Consider the following 15,770-nt stretch of genomic DNA (forward strand, 5'->3'; position numbering starts at 1 on the left):
CGCAGGCTGCGATCTTTTGATCTTGATTTTTTAAGATCAAAAGATCGCAGCCTGCGGCAGCTCCTACAGGGTTCCATGAGAAGCGATCAATCTCTATGAATCCTTCGAAGAGTGATCTGCCTTTTCGGCTTTTGCTAAATCTTCAGCCTTGGCGCAATGCTGCCCATTGGCACATCGCCTTCTCCGGTGGCCTCGATTCCACCGTCCTCCTGCACCTTCTCGCAACGCTCGCCAAATCCCAGTCCCTGCCACCACTGAGCGCCATCCATGTCCATCACGGCCTCCAGGCTGCGGCTGACGCGTGGCCGGATCACTGTCAGTCGGTCTGCGATGCGCTGGGCGTGCCGCTGCAAGTCGTCCGCGTCCAGGTGCAACCCGGCGCAAGCCTTGAGCGTGCGGCCCGCGATGCGCGCTACGTGGCGTTCACTGAGGCCACTCAAGCCAATGAAGTCCTGCTGACGGCCCAGCACCGTGACGATCAGGCGGAAACCTTGCTGTTTCGCCTGTTGCGAGGGGCCGGCGTAAGGGGGTTATCGGGGATGCCTCGCCAGCGCCCGCTGGGTAAAGGGCATCTGTTGCGGCCTTTGCTCGATGCTACCCGGGCCGAGCTTGAGGCGTATGCGGCGGAGCATCAATTGAACTGGATCGAGGACCCTTCCAACCAGGACCGGCAATTCTCGCGCAATTACCTGCGTCATCAGGTGTTTCCTGCATTGACCCAGCGCTGGCCGCAGGCGATGGCTTCCATGGCCCGCAGTGCCGCGCATTTGAGCGAGGCGCAGGGGTTGCTGGATGATCTGGCGCAAATTGACTTGAGCCACGCCAGCGCCGCCAGCGAATTCGATTGGCTGAATTTACCCTCGCTGGAATTGGCATCGCTGGAAAAACTCTCCGATGCTCGCCAGCGCAATGCGCTCAGCCACTGGCTCGAACCGCTGACTCAGCTGCCGGATAGCGACCATTGGTCGGGTTGGCTCGATTTGCGCGATGCCACCGGCGACGCCCGGCCGATCTGGCGCCTGGCCGATGGCGAACTGCATCGGGCGGGCGGGCGTATCTGGTGGTTATCCGGTGCCTGGTTGCGCGCGGCTCCAGCGCCTGGCGCATGGCTGGAACCCGCTCAGCCGCTGGCGTTGGCCGACAACGGCATGCTCACGCTCAGTGGGCAAATCCCCGATGGCCCCTTGCAGATCCGCTATCGTGAAGGGGGCGAAGTGATGGAGCTGCCCGGCCGCGGCCATCGCGACTTGAAGCGTTTGCTCAACGAACGTGGGGTGCCGCTGTTCGTGCGCGGCAGATTGCCGCTGCTGTACAAGGGCGAGCAATTGCTGGCGGTGGCTAACCTGGCGGGGCTGGATGGCGAAGCGACGGGTGGCTGGCATTTACATTGGCAACCGCCAGGCGAAGATCAAGGTTTGAGCTGAAAGGGGCTTTCCGGTAGACTACGCTCCCTTCTTGATACAACTTCTGTGGATTCGCCTGAATTGCAGGAGTTGCCGATTACCAAGCAGTCTTTGCTGGGCGATTCCAAAAAATGTGTAGCGAGCAACGAACCGGTGTTTCATTTCCCGGTCTGTCCCAACGCGGCGGTTTTTTTGAAAGGTGCACTGTGATTAATGCAGGTGATCGGGGGCTTCGGCCTTCCTTCGCTTTCCCCGGCGGCTCGGACCGCTTTAACGCAGACTTCTAGGGTTTTTCATGACGCGCTACATATTCGTCACGGGCGGTGTTGTTTCTTCATTGGGGAAAGGCATTGCATCGGCATCATTGGCGGCCATCCTGGAGGCGCGGGGACTTAAGGTCACCATGCTGAAGCTGGACCCGTACATCAACGTCGACCCGGGCACCATGAGCCCGTTCCAGCACGGTGAAGTGTTCGTCACCCACGACGGCGCCGAGACCGACCTGGACCTGGGCCACTACGAGCGGTTCATCCGCACGACCATGACCCAGAACAACAACTTCACCACCGGCCGTGTCTACGAGCACGTGCTGCGCAAAGAGCGCCGTGGTGACTACCTGGGTGCAACCATCCAGGTGATTCCGCACATCACCGACGAAATCAAGCGCCGCATCATCAAGGGCGCGGGCGATGCCGACGTGGCGATGGTCGAGATCGGTGGCACCGTGGGTGACATCGAATCGCAACCGTTCCTCGAAGCCATCCGCCAGCTGCGTTTCGAAGTCGGCGCCAAGCGCGCGATGCTGATGCACCTGACACTGGTGCCGTACATCGCCACGGCCGGCGAAACCAAGACCAAGCCAACCCAGCACTCGGTGAAGGAACTGCGTTCCATCGGCCTGCAGCCGGACGTGCTGGTGTGCCGCTCCGACCACCCGATCGATGTGTCCTCGCGTCGCAAGATCGCGCAGTTCACCAACGTTGAAGAACGTGCGGTGATCGCGCTGGAAGACGCCGACACCATCTACAAGATCCCGGGCATCCTGCACTCCCAGGGCCTGGACGATTTCGTCGTCGAGCGTTTCGGCCTGCAATGCGGTGGTGCCGACCTGTCCGAGTGGGAAGCCGTGGTCGACGCCAAGCTCAACCCTGAGCACGAAGTCACCATCGCCATGGTCGGCAAGTACATGGAGCTGCTGGACGCCTACAAGTCGCTGATCGAAGCGATGAGTCACGCCGGCATCAGCAACCGTACCAAGGTCAACCTGCGCTACATCGATTCCGAAGACATCGAGAACCAGGGCACCGCGCTGCTGGAAGGTGTCGACGCGATCCTGGTGCCAGGCGGCTTCGGTCTGCGTGGCGTGGAAGGCAAGATCACTGCCGTCCAGTACGCTCGCGAAAACAAAGTGCCATACCTGGGTATCTGCCTGGGCATGCAAGTGGCCGTGATCGAGTTCGCGCGTAACGTGCTGGGCTGGAAAGACGCCAACTCCACCGAGTTCGATCGTGCCAGCGGTCACCCGGTCGTCGGCCTGATCACCGAGTGGGAAGATGCCACCGGCGCTGTTGAAATCCGTACCGAAGCGTCCGATCTGGGCGGCACCATGCGCCTTGGCGCGCAAGATTGCCTGCTGGAGCCGGGTTCCCTGGTTCACGGCTGCTACGGCAAGGACGTGATCGTCGAGCGTCACCGTCATCGCTACGAAGTGAACAACAACCTGCTGCCGCAGATCATCGAAGCCGGCCTGAAAATCTCCGGTCGTTCCGGTGATGGCGCGCTGGTCGAAGTGGTTGAAGCACCGGATCATCCATGGTTCGTCGCTTGCCAGTTCCACCCTGAGTTCACCTCGACGCCTCGCGACGGTCACCCGTTGTTCAGCGGCTTCGTCAAGGCAGCTTTGGCTCAACACCAGAAGAAGGCGTGAACCCCATGGCGCAGAAGATCATCCGCGTAGGCGATATCGAGATTGCCAACGACAAGCCAATGGTGCTTTTCGGTGGCATGAACGTGCTGGAAAGCCGCGACATGGCGATGCAGGTCTGCGAAGAGTACGTGAAGGTTACCCAGAAACTGGGTATCCCTTACGTGTTCAAGGCCAGCTTCGACAAGGCCAACCGTTCCTCCGTGACCTCTTACCGTGGCCCCGGCCTGGAAGAGGGCATGCGGATCTTCCAGGACATCAAGCAAGCCTTCGGCGTGCCGATCATCACTGACGTCCACGAGCCTGAGCAGGCCGCGGTCGTCGCTGAAGTCTGCGATATCATCCAGCTGCCGGCCTTCCTGTCGCGCCAGACCGACCTTGTGGTCGCGATGGCCAAGACCGGCGCGGTAATCAACATCAAGAAAGCCCAGTTCCTCGCACCTCATGAAATGAAACACATCCTGAGCAAGTGCGTGGAAGCGGGTAACGATCAGTTGATTCTCTGCGAGCGCGGTTCGAGCTTCGGCTACAACAACCTGGTCGTCGACATGCTCGGCTTCGGCATCATGAAGCAGTTCGAATACCCGGTATTCTTCGACGTGACCCACGCGCTGCAAATGCCTGGCGGTCGCTCCGATTCCGCCGGTGGTCGTCGCGCCCAGGTCACCGATCTGGCGAAGGCCGGCATGAGCCAGTCCCTGGCGGGCCTGTTCCTGGAAGCCCACCCGGATCCGGACAACGCCAAATGCGACGGCCCTTGCGCCTTGCGTCTGGACAAACTGGAGCCATTCCTGGCCCAGCTCAAAGCCCTGGACGAACTGGTGAAGAGTTTTCCTGCCATAGAAACCGCGTAATATCGGCAACCCCGATCCTGTGTAGGAGCTGGCTTGCCAGCGATGAGGCCCGAAAGGACGCCATCGCCAGCAAGCCGGCTCCCACAAATGTGACCTGTAGGAGCTGGCTTGCCAGCGAAGGGGCCCGAAAGGACGCCATCGCCAGCAAGCTGGCTCCCACAAAGTAATGCGAAACTTATAAATCGAGCGGTACAGCGTTTTCGTCAACTTTGGAGTGTTTACAACAATGGCTAAAATCGTCGACATCAAAGGTCGTGAAGTTCTCGACTCCCGTGGCAATCCCACCGTGGAAGCGGATGTGCTTCTCGACAACGGCATCATCGGCAGCGCTTGCGCGCCGTCCGGTGCTTCCACTGGCTCGCGTGAAGCGCTCGAGCTGCGTGATGGCGACAAGAGCCGTTACCTGGGCAAGGGCGTCCTGAAGGCCGTCGCCAACATCAACGGTCCGATCCGCGACCTGTTGAAAGGCATGGACCCAAGCGACCAGAAAGCGCTGGATCACGCGATGATCAAGCTCGACGGTACCGAAAACAAGGCAACCCTGGGCGCCAACGCGATCCTCGCCGTTTCCCTGGCCGCGGCCAAGGCAGCAGCACAGGACCAGGACCTGCCGCTGTACGCTCACATCGCCAACCTGAACGGCACCCCGGGTGTCTACTCGATGCCGGTTCCGATGATGAACATCATCAACGGTGGCGAGCACGCCGATAACAACGTCGACATCCAGGAATTCATGGTGCAGCCGGTTGGCGCCAAGTCTTTCTCGGAAGGTCTGCGCATGGGCACCGAGATTTTCCATCACCTCAAGGCTGTCCTGAAGGCCCGTGGCCTGAGCACTGCCGTGGGTGACGAAGGTGGTTTCGCACCGAACCTGGCTTCCAACGAAGACGCTTTGAAAGTGATCTCCGAAGCCGTGGCCAACGCCGGTTACAAGCTGGGCACCGACGTGACCCTGGCCCTGGACTGCGCAGCCAGCGAATTCTACGAAGACGGCAAGTACAACCTGTCCGGCGAAGGCCAGGTGTTCACCGCTGAAGGTTTCGCTGACTACCTCAAAGGCCTGACCGAGCGTTACCCGATCATCTCCATCGAAGATGGCCTGGACGAGTCCGACTGGGCTGGCTGGAAAATCCTCACCGACAAGATCGGCGAGAAGACCCAGCTGGTAGGCGACGACCTGTTCGTGACCAACACCAAGATCCTGAAAGAAGGCATCGATAAAAAGATCGCCAACTCGATCCTGATCAAGTTCAACCAGATCGGCACCCTGACCGAAACCCTGGAAGCCATCCAGATGGCCAAGGCCGCTGGTTACACCGCCGTGATCTCGCACCGCTCCGGCGAAACCGAAGATTCGACCATTGCCGACCTGGCCGTGGGCACTTCGGCTGGCCAGATCAAGACCGGCTCCCTGTGCCGTTCCGACCGCGTTTCCAAGTACAACCAACTGCTGCGTATCGAAGAGCAGTTGAATGGCAAGGCCAAGTACAACGGCCGTAGCGAATTCCGCGGTTGATGTAAAAAAAAAGACACCGGATTGTGTCGGAAAAATCGCTACAGCGACGTTTTTGCCACTAATCTGATGCCTTGCAAGCACAAGCCTGGTTCTTCCAGGCTTCGTGCTATCAGTAGCTTCATGTTTTGGTGTGGCTGTCTTTTTTCACTGGATACCTGATATTCGATGCGCAGTCCCAATTGGTTGTTCCTCGTCTTGCTCCTGCTGCTGGCTGGCCTGCAGTACCGCCTGTGGGTGGGAAATGGCAGTCTGGCGCAAGTGGCCGAGCTGACTCAGCAGATTGCCGATCAGCAAGCTGAGAACCAGACGTTGCTGGAGCGCAATCGGGTGATGGACGCTGAAGTCAGTGAGTTGAAAAAGGGCATGGAGACCGTTGAAGAGCGGGCTCGCCATGAATTGGGCATGGTCAAGGACGGTGAAACCCTTTACCAGTTGGCACAATGAACCTGTCTCTGCCGGCCTTCTGGGCCGTGATTCCTGCCGCGGGCGTCGGTGCCCGTATGGCCGCGGACCGTCCCAAGCAATACCTGCAACTGGGCGGGCGCACTATTCTCGAACACAGCCTTGGCTGTTTTCTCGATCATCCTGGTCTGAAGGGCCTGGTGGTCAGTCTTGCTGTTGATGATCCTTATTGGCCGAACCTGGCGTGTGCTGGCGACAAACGCATTCAACGCGTTGACGGCGGCGCCGAGCGTTCCGGATCGGTGCTCAATGCGTTGCTGCACTTGCATGCGTTGGGTGCGGACGATGAGGACTGGGTGCTGGTGCACGATGCCGCGCGGCCCAACCTGAGTCGCGATGACCTGGACAAGTTGTTGGGACAACTGGCGGATGACCCGGTGGGCGGTCTGTTGGCGGTTCCAGCGCGGGATACGCTTAAACGGGTCGACAAACAGGGTCGTGTCGTCGAGACCGTGGATCGCAGTGTGATCTGGCAGGCCTATACACCGCAGATGTTTCGCCTGGGTGCACTGCATCGGGCGTTGGCGGACAGTCTGGTGGCGGATGCTGTCATCACCGATGAGGCGTCAGCCATGGAGTGGTCCGGGATGGCACCGCGCCTGATTGAAGGGCGGGCGGATAATCTCAAGGTTACGCGCCCCGAAGACCTGGAATGGTTGAGACTGCGTTGGGCCAGCCGCCGCTAAAAGATCGCAGCCTGCGGCAGCTCCTACAAGGGCCGGTACATCCGCACAATGATGGTTGTACGCGATCCCTGTAGGAGCTGCCGAAGGCTGCGATCTTTTGCTATTAACCCTGATACTCCGGCCGTTCGGCCAACCCTTCCTTCAAATAATCCACCAACTTGCGCACCTTGGGCGACAAATGCCGTTGCTGCGGATACAACGCCCAAACCGCCGTATTGGGCGGTTGATGCGCCTCCAGCAGCGAAATCAGCGCGCCACTTTTCAGATGCTCCAACACGTAATAATCCGGCAGCTGACACAACCCCACGCCCTGTAGCGCCGCATCCAGCACCGCTTGCCCACTGTTACACCGCCAGTTTCCCTGCACCCGTTGCGAAAACTCCCGCCCGTTCTGTTCCAGTTGCCAGAGGTCCGAACTGCCTACAAGGCAATTGTGCCGGCTCAATTCCGACAAGCTGTGTGGCCGACCATACCGTTCCACGTAGGAAGGCGACGCGCACAGATACATGCGCCGTGGCGCCAAGCGCGTGGCCACCAGTCTTGAATCCTGCAAGCGCCCCAGGCGGATTGCCAGGTCCAGGCCCTCATGCACCAGGTCAAGCTGGCGGTTGCTGAGTTCGATGTCGATCCGCAGTTGTGGATAAAGCCCCATGAAGCGCGTCACCAGCGGCACGATGAAACGTTCGCCATACGCCACGGCACAGGTCATGCGCAGCATGCCCTTGGGTTCGCTGGTCAAGTCGCCGACCGCCCGCAACGCTTCTTCGCGGCCATCCTGCAAGCGCTGGCAATGTTGCAGAAAGGTTTGCCCGGCCTCGGTCAGTGTGACCCGGCGGGTGCTGCGATAGAGCAAGCGGGTTTGCAGGCGCTCTTCCAGGCGTACGATTTGTCGACTGATATGCGAGGAAGAAACCCCCAGGCGTTCCGCGGCGGCGGTGAATTGGCTGCATTCGGCAACAGCGACAAATTCGTCGATCCCTTCCCAGCGATTTTCAGACATGAAGGATTATCCCTGTACGGCAATAATATTTTGCATTTGCCTCGATTATTCATCGTGGAGCCATGTATTACACTCCTTGTCTCGTTTTTATTCACTGGAGAATCACCATGATCAAGTCACGCGCCGCCGTTGCCTTCGAGGCCAAGAAACCGCTTGAGATCGTTGAAGTCGATGTCGCCATGCCCAAGGCCGGTGAAGTGTTGCTGCGCGTGGTGGCTTCCGGTGTCTGCCATACCGATGCCTACACCCTATCGGGCGCTGACCCGGAAGGCATTTTCCCGTCGATCCTCGGTCACGAAGGTGGGGCGATCGTTGAAGCGATCGGCGAAGGCGTGACCTCGGTGGCGGTGGGCGACCATGTGATCCCGCTGTACACCCCGGAATGTCGCCAGTGCAAATTCTGCCTGTCGGGTAAAACCAACCTCTGCCAGGCGATTCGTGCGACCCAGGGCAAAGGCCTGATGCCGGATGGCACGTCGCGTTTTTCCTACAAGGGCGAAACGATTTTCCACTACATGGGTACTTCCACTTTTTCGGAGTACACCGTGCTGCCGGAAATCTCCGTGGCCAAGATTGCCAAAGAGGCGCCACTGGAAAAAGTCTGCCTGCTGGGCTGTGGTGTCACCACCGGCATCGGTGCCGTACTAAACACCGCCAAGGTGAAACCTGGTGATACCGTGGCCATTTTCGGCCTGGGCGGCATCGGTCTGTCGGCGGTCATCGGTGCGGTCAAAGCCAAGGCTGCTCGCATCATTGCCATCGACATCAACCCGGCCAAATTCGAGATCGCCAAACAGCTGGGTGCAACCGATTGTGTAAACCCGAAAGACTTCGATCGTCCGATCCAGGAAGTCATCGTCGACATGACCGATGGCGGCGTCGACTTCTCCTTCGAATGCATCGGCAACGTGCAATTGATGCGTGCCGCCCTTGAGTGCTGCCACAAGGGTTGGGGCGAGTCGGTGATCATCGGCGTCGCCGGTGCCGGCCAGGAAATTTCGACCCGTCCGTTCCAGCTGGTCACCGGTCGCGTCTGGCGCGGTTCGGCGTTCGGCGGTGTGCGTGGCCGTACCGAGTTGCCAAGCTACGTGGAGATGGCCGAGACCGGCGAAATCCCGTTGGACACTTTCATCACCCACACCATGGGCCTGGAAGATATCAACAAGGCGTTTGACCTGATGCATGAAGGCAAGAGCATCCGTTCCGTCATTCATTTCTAAGGAGCAGCAGAAAGTCTCAAGCCGCAAGCTGCAAGTGGGTTTGACGCCCTCTTGCAGCATAGAGCTTGAAGCTTGCAGCTGAAAAAAGCCCATGACCCTGGAAAATATCTCCTGCCAGAAAAGCTTCGGCGGCTGGCACAAGCGTTATCGCCATCGCTCGGAAACGCTCGGCTGCGACATGGTGTTCGCCGTCTACCTGCCGCCACAAGCGGAGCAGGGCGGCAAATTGCCGGTGCTGTACTGGTTGTCCGGCCTGACCTGCACCGATGAGAACTTCATGCAGAAGGCCGGCGCCATGCGCGTGGCCGCCGAGCTCGGGCTGATCATCGTCGCGCCGGACACCAGCCCTCGCGGTCCCGACGTGCCGGGTGATCCGGATGGCGCCTGGGATTTCGGCCTCGGCGCCGGGTTCTACCTGAACGCCACCCAGGAACCCTGGTCGCGGCACTATCGGATGCATGACTATGTCGTGCAGGAATTGCCGGCATTGGTCGAAGCGCATTTCCCGGCGTCGGACAAGCGCGGCATCAGCGGTCACTCCATGGGTGGCCACGGTGCGCTGGTCTGTGCCTTGCGCAATCCGGGGCGTTATCTATCGGTGTCGGCGTTCTCGCCGATCAACAATCCGATGGACTGCCCTTGGGGCCAGAAAGCCTTTTCCCGTTACCTGGGAGAGGACCGTTCGAAATGGCGCGAATGGGATGCCTGTGCGTTGATCGCCGAGGCTGACGAAAAGCTGCCACTGTTGGTGGATCAAGGCGATCGCGACGATTTCCTCGCCACCCAGCTCAAGCCTGAAGCCTTGCAACAGGCGGCCAAACTGGCCGGTCATCCGCTGACATTGCGTCTGCAGCCGGGCTACGACCACAGCTATTTCTTCATCGCCAGTTTCATCGAAGATCACTTGCGGCATCACGCGCATGCTCTAGCAGCTCAATAGCAGGTAGAATCACGCCCTGACAAAATTCGGGGCGTTTTTTTATGCGTATTGGCCACGGCTATGATGTGCACCGTTTCGCTGAAGGCGATTTCATCACTCTGGGCGGCGTGCGCATTGCACACAGCTTCGGACTGCTCGCTCACTCCGATGGTGACGTCCTGCTGCATGCCTTGAGCGATGCCTTGCTCGGTGCCGCTGCACTGGGTGACATCGGCAAGCATTTCCCGGACACCGACCCGCAATTCAAGGGCGCCGACAGCCGTGTGCTGTTGCGCCATGTCGTCGCATTGATCCACGCCAAAGGCTGGAAAGTCGCTAACGTCGACAACACCATCGTTGCCCAGGCGCCGAAAATGGCCCCGCATATCGAATCGATGCGCGCGCTGATTGCCGCGGATCTTCAAGTTGAGTTGGATCAAGTGAACGTGAAAGCTACCACCACCGAAAAGCTCGGCTTTGTCGGTCGCGAAGAGGGCATCGCCGTGCACTCCGTTGCCCTGTTGTTGCGCGCATGAACGAACTGCAATTGCTCGGCCCGCGGGCCTATGGCGAAGCGCTCGGCAGCGCCGTGCTGAAAGCCATCGCGGAAGATTTCCAGGTCGACGAAGTCCTCGATATCCCCCTGAGCGGTGACGGCGAACACCTGTGGATCTGGGTGGAAAAACGCGGCCTGAATACTGAAGAGGCGGCACGCCGAATCGCCAAGGCGGCGGGCGTGTCATTGCGTACCGTCAGCTATGCCGGGCTCAAGGATCGCCAGGCGCTGACGCGTCAGTGGTTCAGCGTGCAGCTGCCGGGCAAGGCCGATCCGGATCTGTCGGCGGCAGAAAACGATACGCTGAAAATCCTCAAGACCAGCCGCCACAAACGCAAGCTGCAACGCGGTGCCCATTCGGCCAATGGCTTCACACTGCGCCTGACGCAGTTTGCCGGCGACAAGGCGGCCATCGAAGAGCGCCTGCAGCTGATCGCCAGGCAAGGCATCCCCAATTATTTCGGTGCCCAGCGTTTCGGGCATGACGGCGGCAACGTGGTCGACGCCCGTGCCTGGGCTGCGCGCAAGGCCTTGCCGGAGCAGCGCAACGTGCGTTCGCGGCTGCTTTCCACTGCCCGCAGTTTCCTGTTCAACCAGGTGTTGGCCGCGCGTGTCGCCGATGGCACCTGGCAGCGTGCCCAGGTGGGCGATCTGCTGGCGTTCACCGACAGCCGCAGCTTTTTTCCCGCAGGCGAAGCCGAGTGCAGCGACCCGCGACTGGCGATTCTCGATCTGCACCCGACCGGTCCGCAGTGGGGCGAAGGTGACTCGCCGACCACGGGCGCTGTCCATGAACTGGAGCAGGCGATCGCCGCACGCGAGGCAGATCTTCGCGATTGGTTGATCAACGCCGGAATGAGCCACGAACGTCGCATCCTGCGGCTGCCCATCGGTGGGTTGACGTGGCATTATCCCGAACCTGACATTCTGCAACTGGAATTCGTCCTGCCGGCCGGATGCTTCGCCACCGTATTGGTGCGCGAGCTTGTTGATCTGGTGCCGGTGGGGCAGACGGACAGCCCATGCGTATTCTGATTTCTAACGACGACGGGGTTACCGCACCCGGACTCGCCGCGCTTTATGCTGCGCTGGCGGATTACACCGAGTGCGTGGTTATAGCCCCGGACCAGGACAAAAGCGGCGCGAGCAGTTCGCTCACGCTCGACCGTCCGCTACATCCGCACACGCTGGCCAATGGCTTTATCAGCGTCAACGGTACGCCGACCGATTGCGTGCACCTGGGTCTCAACGGCTTGCTGGAACGTGAGGCGGACATGGTGGTGTCCGGCATCAACCTGGGCGCCAACCTGGGGGACGACGTGCTGTACTCGGGTACCGTGGCGGCGGCACTCGAAGGTCGCTTCCTGGCGCGTCCCTCCTTTGCCTTTTCGCTGGTCTCGCGACAGGTCGACAACCTGCCCACGGCGGCCTACTTTGCGCGCAAACTGGTCGAGGCCCATGCGGATCTCGAATTGCCACCGCGTACGGTACTGAACGTGAACATTCCCAATTTGCCGCTGGAGCACATCCGCGGTATCCAGTTGACCCGCCTCGGGCATCGCGCCCGCGCGGCGGCACCGGTGAAGGTGGTCGACCCGCGAGGCAGGTCCGGGTACTGGATCGCGGCGGCGGGGGACGCGGAGGATGGCGGCCCCGGCACCGATTTCCATGCGGTGATGCAGGGCTATGTTTCCATCACCCCGTTGCAACTGGATCGCACCTTCAATGATGCCTTCAGAAGCCTCGACGGCTGGTTGGAGGGGTTGCACCCATGACCCGTGGACAAGACGACATGCTGCATCGCGGCATCGGCATGACCTCGCAACGGACCCGCGAACGCCTGATTCAGCGCCTGTACGAAGAGGGGATTTCCAACGCCAAGGTGCTGGAAGTCATTCGTCGTACACCGCGTCACCTGTTCGTCGACGAGGCGCTGGCGCACCGGGCCTACGAAGACACGGCGCTGCCCATCGGCAATAACCAGACCATCTCCCAGCCTTATATGGTGGCTCGCATGAGCGAGTTGCTGCTCGAAGCCGGGCCGTTGGACAAGGTCATGGAAATCGGAACGGGGTCGGGTTATCAGACGGCGGTGCTGTCGCAACTGGTCGAGCGGGTCTTTTCCGTTGAACGCATCAAGGTATTGCAAGACCGGGCCAAGGAACGCCTGGTCGAGCTGAACCTGCGTAACGTGGTATTTCGCTGGGGCGATGGCTGGGAGGGTTGGCCTGCGCTGGCGCCCTACAACGGCATAATCGTGACGGCCGTGGCCACCGACGTACCCCAGGCGCTGCTGGATCAACTGGCGCCAGGGGGGCGTCTGGTGATCCCGGTCGGCTCCGGAGAAGTGCAACAATTAATGCTGATCATCCGGGAGGAACATGGCTTTTCCAGGCGTGTCCTGGGGTCGGTGCGCTTCGTCCCGTTACTCAATGGTCCACTGGCCTGAGCATTTATTTAAACGCGCTGAATTCTCTTCGATTGCCTCTGTCTTACAGCGGCATCGATTTGATTAAACGGATAGTTTTGTCAGACAGCAAACGTGTGCGCCAAGCCATTTCGCTTCAATAAGGGTAAAGCCGGCACGGCCCGTTATACTTGCGACACTTCGTGCCGAAACACGGCAAATCACATTTTCAGCCACCACAAAGGGAGCGGCGGGTGAGTCTCACAGTCATAGCGCAGCGTATGGGTACAACGAGCTTTCAGCGCCTGGTGACTGGCCTTGTCATGAGCACCTTGCTGGTCGGTTGCTCCAGTAACAAATCCAGCGATGTGGGCGTTGTCGATCGCAACAAAACCGTCGCCCAGCGTCCGGCCGTCACCACGGGGCAGTACGTCGTTCGACCCAAGGACACCCTGTTTTCCATCGCCTTTCGCTATGGCTGGGACTACAAGGCGCTGGCGGCACGCAACAACATCGCGCCGCCGTACACCATCCACCCAGGTCAGACGATTCGCTTCGATGGTCGCAGCGGTTCAACGCCGACAGCCGTGGTCAGCTCGTCCAGTTCCTCGCCTTCATCCTCGAGTAAAACCACGGTCATCCGTCGCTCTGCGGACGGTACGACCACCACCACACCAGTGGTTGTACCGTCCGTCGCCAACAAGCCGGCACCCGCTCCACTGCCTCCACCGGGTCCAGCCCCGACCGGCTGGGGGTGGCCATCTAATGGCATTTTAATTGGCAAATTCTCCTCAAACGGTAGTTTGAATAAAGGAATTGATATCGCAGGGGATTTGGGACAGCCTGTTTTAGCTGCGTCTGATGGGACGGTGGTATACGCCGGGAGTGGCTTAAGGGGCTACGGCGAATTAGTCATCATCAAACACAGTGAAACCTACGTCAGTGCCTACGGACATAACCGCAGGCTGTTGGTTCGGGAGGGGCAGCAGGTCAAGGTCGGACAGACAATTGCCGAAATGGGGTCAACGGGTACAGACCGGGTGAAACTGCATTTTGAGATTCGCCGCCAAGGTAAACCTGTAGATCCGCTGCAATTCCTGCCACGTCGTTGATCGCTTCCAGCCTGTTCCGTTTCTTACGTAGAGGGGACAGGCTCCAGCGTTGCCAAGGATAAAGGCGCCGCTTGAGCTTGAGGTCGAACTCACCAAAGGACTATAACAATGGCTCTCAGTAAAGAAGTGCCGGAGTTTGACATCGACGATGAGGTTCTCCTGATGGAGACCGGCATCGGCACGGATTCGATGTCGAATGATGAAGGGGCGGCTCCACCTTCCGTTCGTGCCAAATCCAAACACTCCGCGACATTGAAGCAACACAAGTACATCGATTACACGCGGGCACTTGACGCCACGCAGCTGTACCTCAATGAAATCGGCTTTTCCCCTCTACTGTCCCCCGAAGAAGAAGTTCATTTTGCGCGCCTGTCGCAAAGTGGTGATCCGGCTGGGCGCAAACGCATGATTGAAAGTAACCTGCGGCTGGTGGTGAAAATCGCCCGGCGTTACGTCAATCGGGGTCTGTCGCTGCTCGACCTGATCGAAGAGGGCAACCTCGGCCTGATCCGGGCGGTGGAGAAGTTCGACCCTGAACGCGGCTTCCGCTTCTCGACCTACGCAACCTGGTGGATTCGTCAGACCATCGAGCGCGCGATCATGAATCAGACCCGGACCATCCGGTTGCCGATCCATGTGGTCAAGGAACTCAACGTGTACCTGCGGGCCGCACGGGAGCTGACGCAAAAACTCGATCATGAACCCTCCCCCGAAGAGATCGCCAACCTGCTGGAAAAACCGGTAGCGGAGGTCAAGCGCATGCTCGGCCTCAACGAACGGGTTTCTTCGGTCGACGTCTCGCTGGGTCCGGATTCGGATAAAACCCTGCTGGACACCCTGACCGACGATCGCCCAACCGATCCATGCGAACTGCTGCAGGATGACGACCTGTCTCAAAGCATCGACCAGTGGCTCTCGGAGTTGACCGACAAGCAGCGCGAGGTGGTTGTACGCCGCTTCGGCCTGCGCGGGCACGAGAGCAGCACCCTGGAAGATGTAGGCCTGGAGATTGGCCTGACCCGGGAGCGGGTCAGACAGATTCAGGTTGAAGGTCTGAAACGCCTGCGGGAGATCCTGGAGAAAAACGGGCTGTCGAGCGAGTCGTTGTTTCAATAAGCCGTTCGTTAGTGCTCACTGAAAAGCCCCGACTGGTTCGGGGCTTTTCGTTTTTGGGCGATAGCGCAGCTTTGTAGCTTCCAGGTGTAAGTCATCGCTTACTCTTTTCGTAAGTGTTCACTATTTTTACAGGTTGGCAGTCGACTCTATTGTTCAGAGGTCAGTCCTATCTATCTGAAAAACCGGTAGATTTTTCTATATGAAGGGGATGTGACAAGCCATCCCAGGCCCAGGCGGGCGATTGCTCCCGGCGGTAAACACTCTAGTATCGGCGTTGTGTCTACGGACAGACACGCCCTTCACGGACGAGGGGGAAAGGACATCGCAGGAAGCGATTCATCAGGATGATGAAAAGGGAATACAGGGAATATGGAAAAATGTGGGCGGGTCATACCGCCCCTTTTTTTTGCTGCATGTAGGAGCTGCCGAAGGCTGCGATCTTTTGATCTTAAAAAAAGGCCCTTGTGGGTAATGCCAGTCAGTTAAGCTGACTGGCATTTTTATTTCTGATCGGATACTTCGGCGATTTGAGCCGGATGGCTCGGGGATAAATACGCTCCTCTCGCCGATGAGGCAGGACATAGTGCGGCGCTGA

15 protein-coding genes are annotated in these 15,770 nt (G+C 59.4%); 14 read left to right on the forward strand and 1 reads right to left on the reverse strand.

Annotated features, from left to right (window positions below; genetic code table 11):
• Positions 1-95 precede the first annotated feature (95 nt).
• The 6 genes from tilS to ispD all read left to right on the forward strand — a co-directional run bounded on the left by tilS (position 96) and on the right by ispD (position 6,845).
• Entirely contained in the window at positions 96-1,424 is a 1,329-nt protein-coding gene (tilS, locus tag SOP85_RS29630) for a tRNA lysidine(34) synthetase TilS (protein ID WP_323629227.1), read from the forward strand.
• Between the two features lie 274 nt (positions 1,425-1,698).
• The gene (locus SOP85_RS29635; RefSeq protein ID WP_274073291.1) at positions 1,699-3,330 is read left to right on the forward strand and encodes a CTP synthase; all 1,632 of its coding nucleotides are present in this window, start codon (positions 1,699-1,701) and stop codon (positions 3,328-3,330) included.
• A 5-nt stretch (positions 3,331-3,335) separates the two neighbouring features.
• Positions 3,336-4,181, forward strand: coding sequence for a 3-deoxy-8-phosphooctulonate synthase (gene kdsA / locus SOP85_RS29640; protein WP_274073292.1), 846 nt, complete (start codon positions 3,336-3,338; stop codon positions 4,179-4,181).
• A gap of 226 nt (positions 4,182-4,407) precedes the next feature.
• The gene (eno, locus tag SOP85_RS29645; protein WP_077184442.1) at positions 4,408-5,697 is read left to right on the forward strand and encodes a phosphopyruvate hydratase; all 1,290 of its coding nucleotides are present in this window, start codon (positions 4,408-4,410) and stop codon (positions 5,695-5,697) included.
• 165 nt (positions 5,698-5,862) lie between these two features.
• Complete coding sequence (ftsB, locus tag SOP85_RS29650) at positions 5,863-6,141, forward strand: cell division protein FtsB (protein WP_008057335.1); 279 nt, start codon at positions 5,863-5,865, stop codon at positions 6,139-6,141.
• Complete coding sequence (gene ispD / locus SOP85_RS29655) at positions 6,138-6,845, forward strand: 2-C-methyl-D-erythritol 4-phosphate cytidylyltransferase (protein ID WP_323629229.1); 708 nt, start codon at positions 6,138-6,140, stop codon at positions 6,843-6,845. Before ftsB ends, ispD begins: the two co-directional genes overlap by 4 nt.
• Positions 6,846-6,948: 103 nt before the next feature.
• Here the strand turns inward: ispD and SOP85_RS29660 are convergent, their stop codons facing one another.
• A complete protein-coding gene (locus SOP85_RS29660; RefSeq protein ID WP_323607291.1) occupies positions 6,949-7,845 on the reverse strand; it encodes a LysR substrate-binding domain-containing protein in 897 nt (298 codons plus the stop codon).
• Between the two features lie 107 nt (positions 7,846-7,952).
• On the opposite strand from SOP85_RS29660, the gene SOP85_RS29665 reads away from it, so the two are divergent.
• The 8 genes from SOP85_RS29665 to rpoS all read left to right on the forward strand — a co-directional run bounded on the left by SOP85_RS29665 (position 7,953) and on the right by rpoS (position 15,175).
• Complete coding sequence (locus SOP85_RS29665; protein ID WP_015093777.1) at positions 7,953-9,065, forward strand: S-(hydroxymethyl)glutathione dehydrogenase/class III alcohol dehydrogenase; 1,113 nt, start codon at positions 7,953-7,955, stop codon at positions 9,063-9,065.
• A gap of 91 nt (positions 9,066-9,156) precedes the next feature.
• Complete coding sequence (fghA, locus tag SOP85_RS29670) at positions 9,157-10,005, forward strand: S-formylglutathione hydrolase (RefSeq protein ID WP_274073296.1); 849 nt, start codon at positions 9,157-9,159, stop codon at positions 10,003-10,005.
• A gap of 41 nt (positions 10,006-10,046) precedes the next feature.
• Entirely contained in the window at positions 10,047-10,520 is a 474-nt protein-coding gene (ispF, locus tag SOP85_RS29675; protein ID WP_274073297.1) for a 2-C-methyl-D-erythritol 2,4-cyclodiphosphate synthase, read from the forward strand.
• A complete protein-coding gene (gene truD / locus SOP85_RS29680) occupies positions 10,517-11,575 on the forward strand; it encodes a tRNA pseudouridine(13) synthase TruD (protein ID WP_323629230.1) in 1,059 nt (352 codons plus the stop codon). Before ispF ends, truD begins: the two co-directional genes overlap by 4 nt.
• A complete protein-coding gene (surE, locus tag SOP85_RS29685) occupies positions 11,563-12,315 on the forward strand; it encodes a 5'/3'-nucleotidase SurE (protein WP_274073299.1) in 753 nt (250 codons plus the stop codon). The genes truD and surE overlap by 13 nt, the downstream gene beginning before the upstream one ends.
• A gap of 38 nt (positions 12,316-12,353) precedes the next feature.
• Positions 12,354-12,989 (forward strand): protein-L-isoaspartate(D-aspartate) O-methyltransferase, encoded by a 636-nt coding sequence (locus SOP85_RS29690; protein WP_274073596.1) that lies wholly within the window; start codon positions 12,354-12,356, stop codon positions 12,987-12,989.
• A gap of 212 nt (positions 12,990-13,201) precedes the next feature.
• Positions 13,202-14,059 (forward strand): peptidoglycan DD-metalloendopeptidase family protein, encoded by an 858-nt coding sequence (locus SOP85_RS29695; RefSeq protein WP_274073300.1) that lies wholly within the window; start codon positions 13,202-13,204, stop codon positions 14,057-14,059.
• Positions 14,060-14,167: 108 nt separating this feature from the next.
• A complete protein-coding gene (rpoS, locus tag SOP85_RS29700; protein ID WP_046816537.1) occupies positions 14,168-15,175 on the forward strand; it encodes an RNA polymerase sigma factor RpoS in 1,008 nt (335 codons plus the stop codon).
• Positions 15,176-15,770 lie beyond the last annotated feature (595 nt).

The organism is Pseudomonas sp. YuFO20 (assembly GCF_035064975.1).
GTDB lineage: Bacteria > Pseudomonadota > Gammaproteobacteria > Pseudomonadales > Pseudomonadaceae > Aquipseudomonas > Aquipseudomonas putida_AE.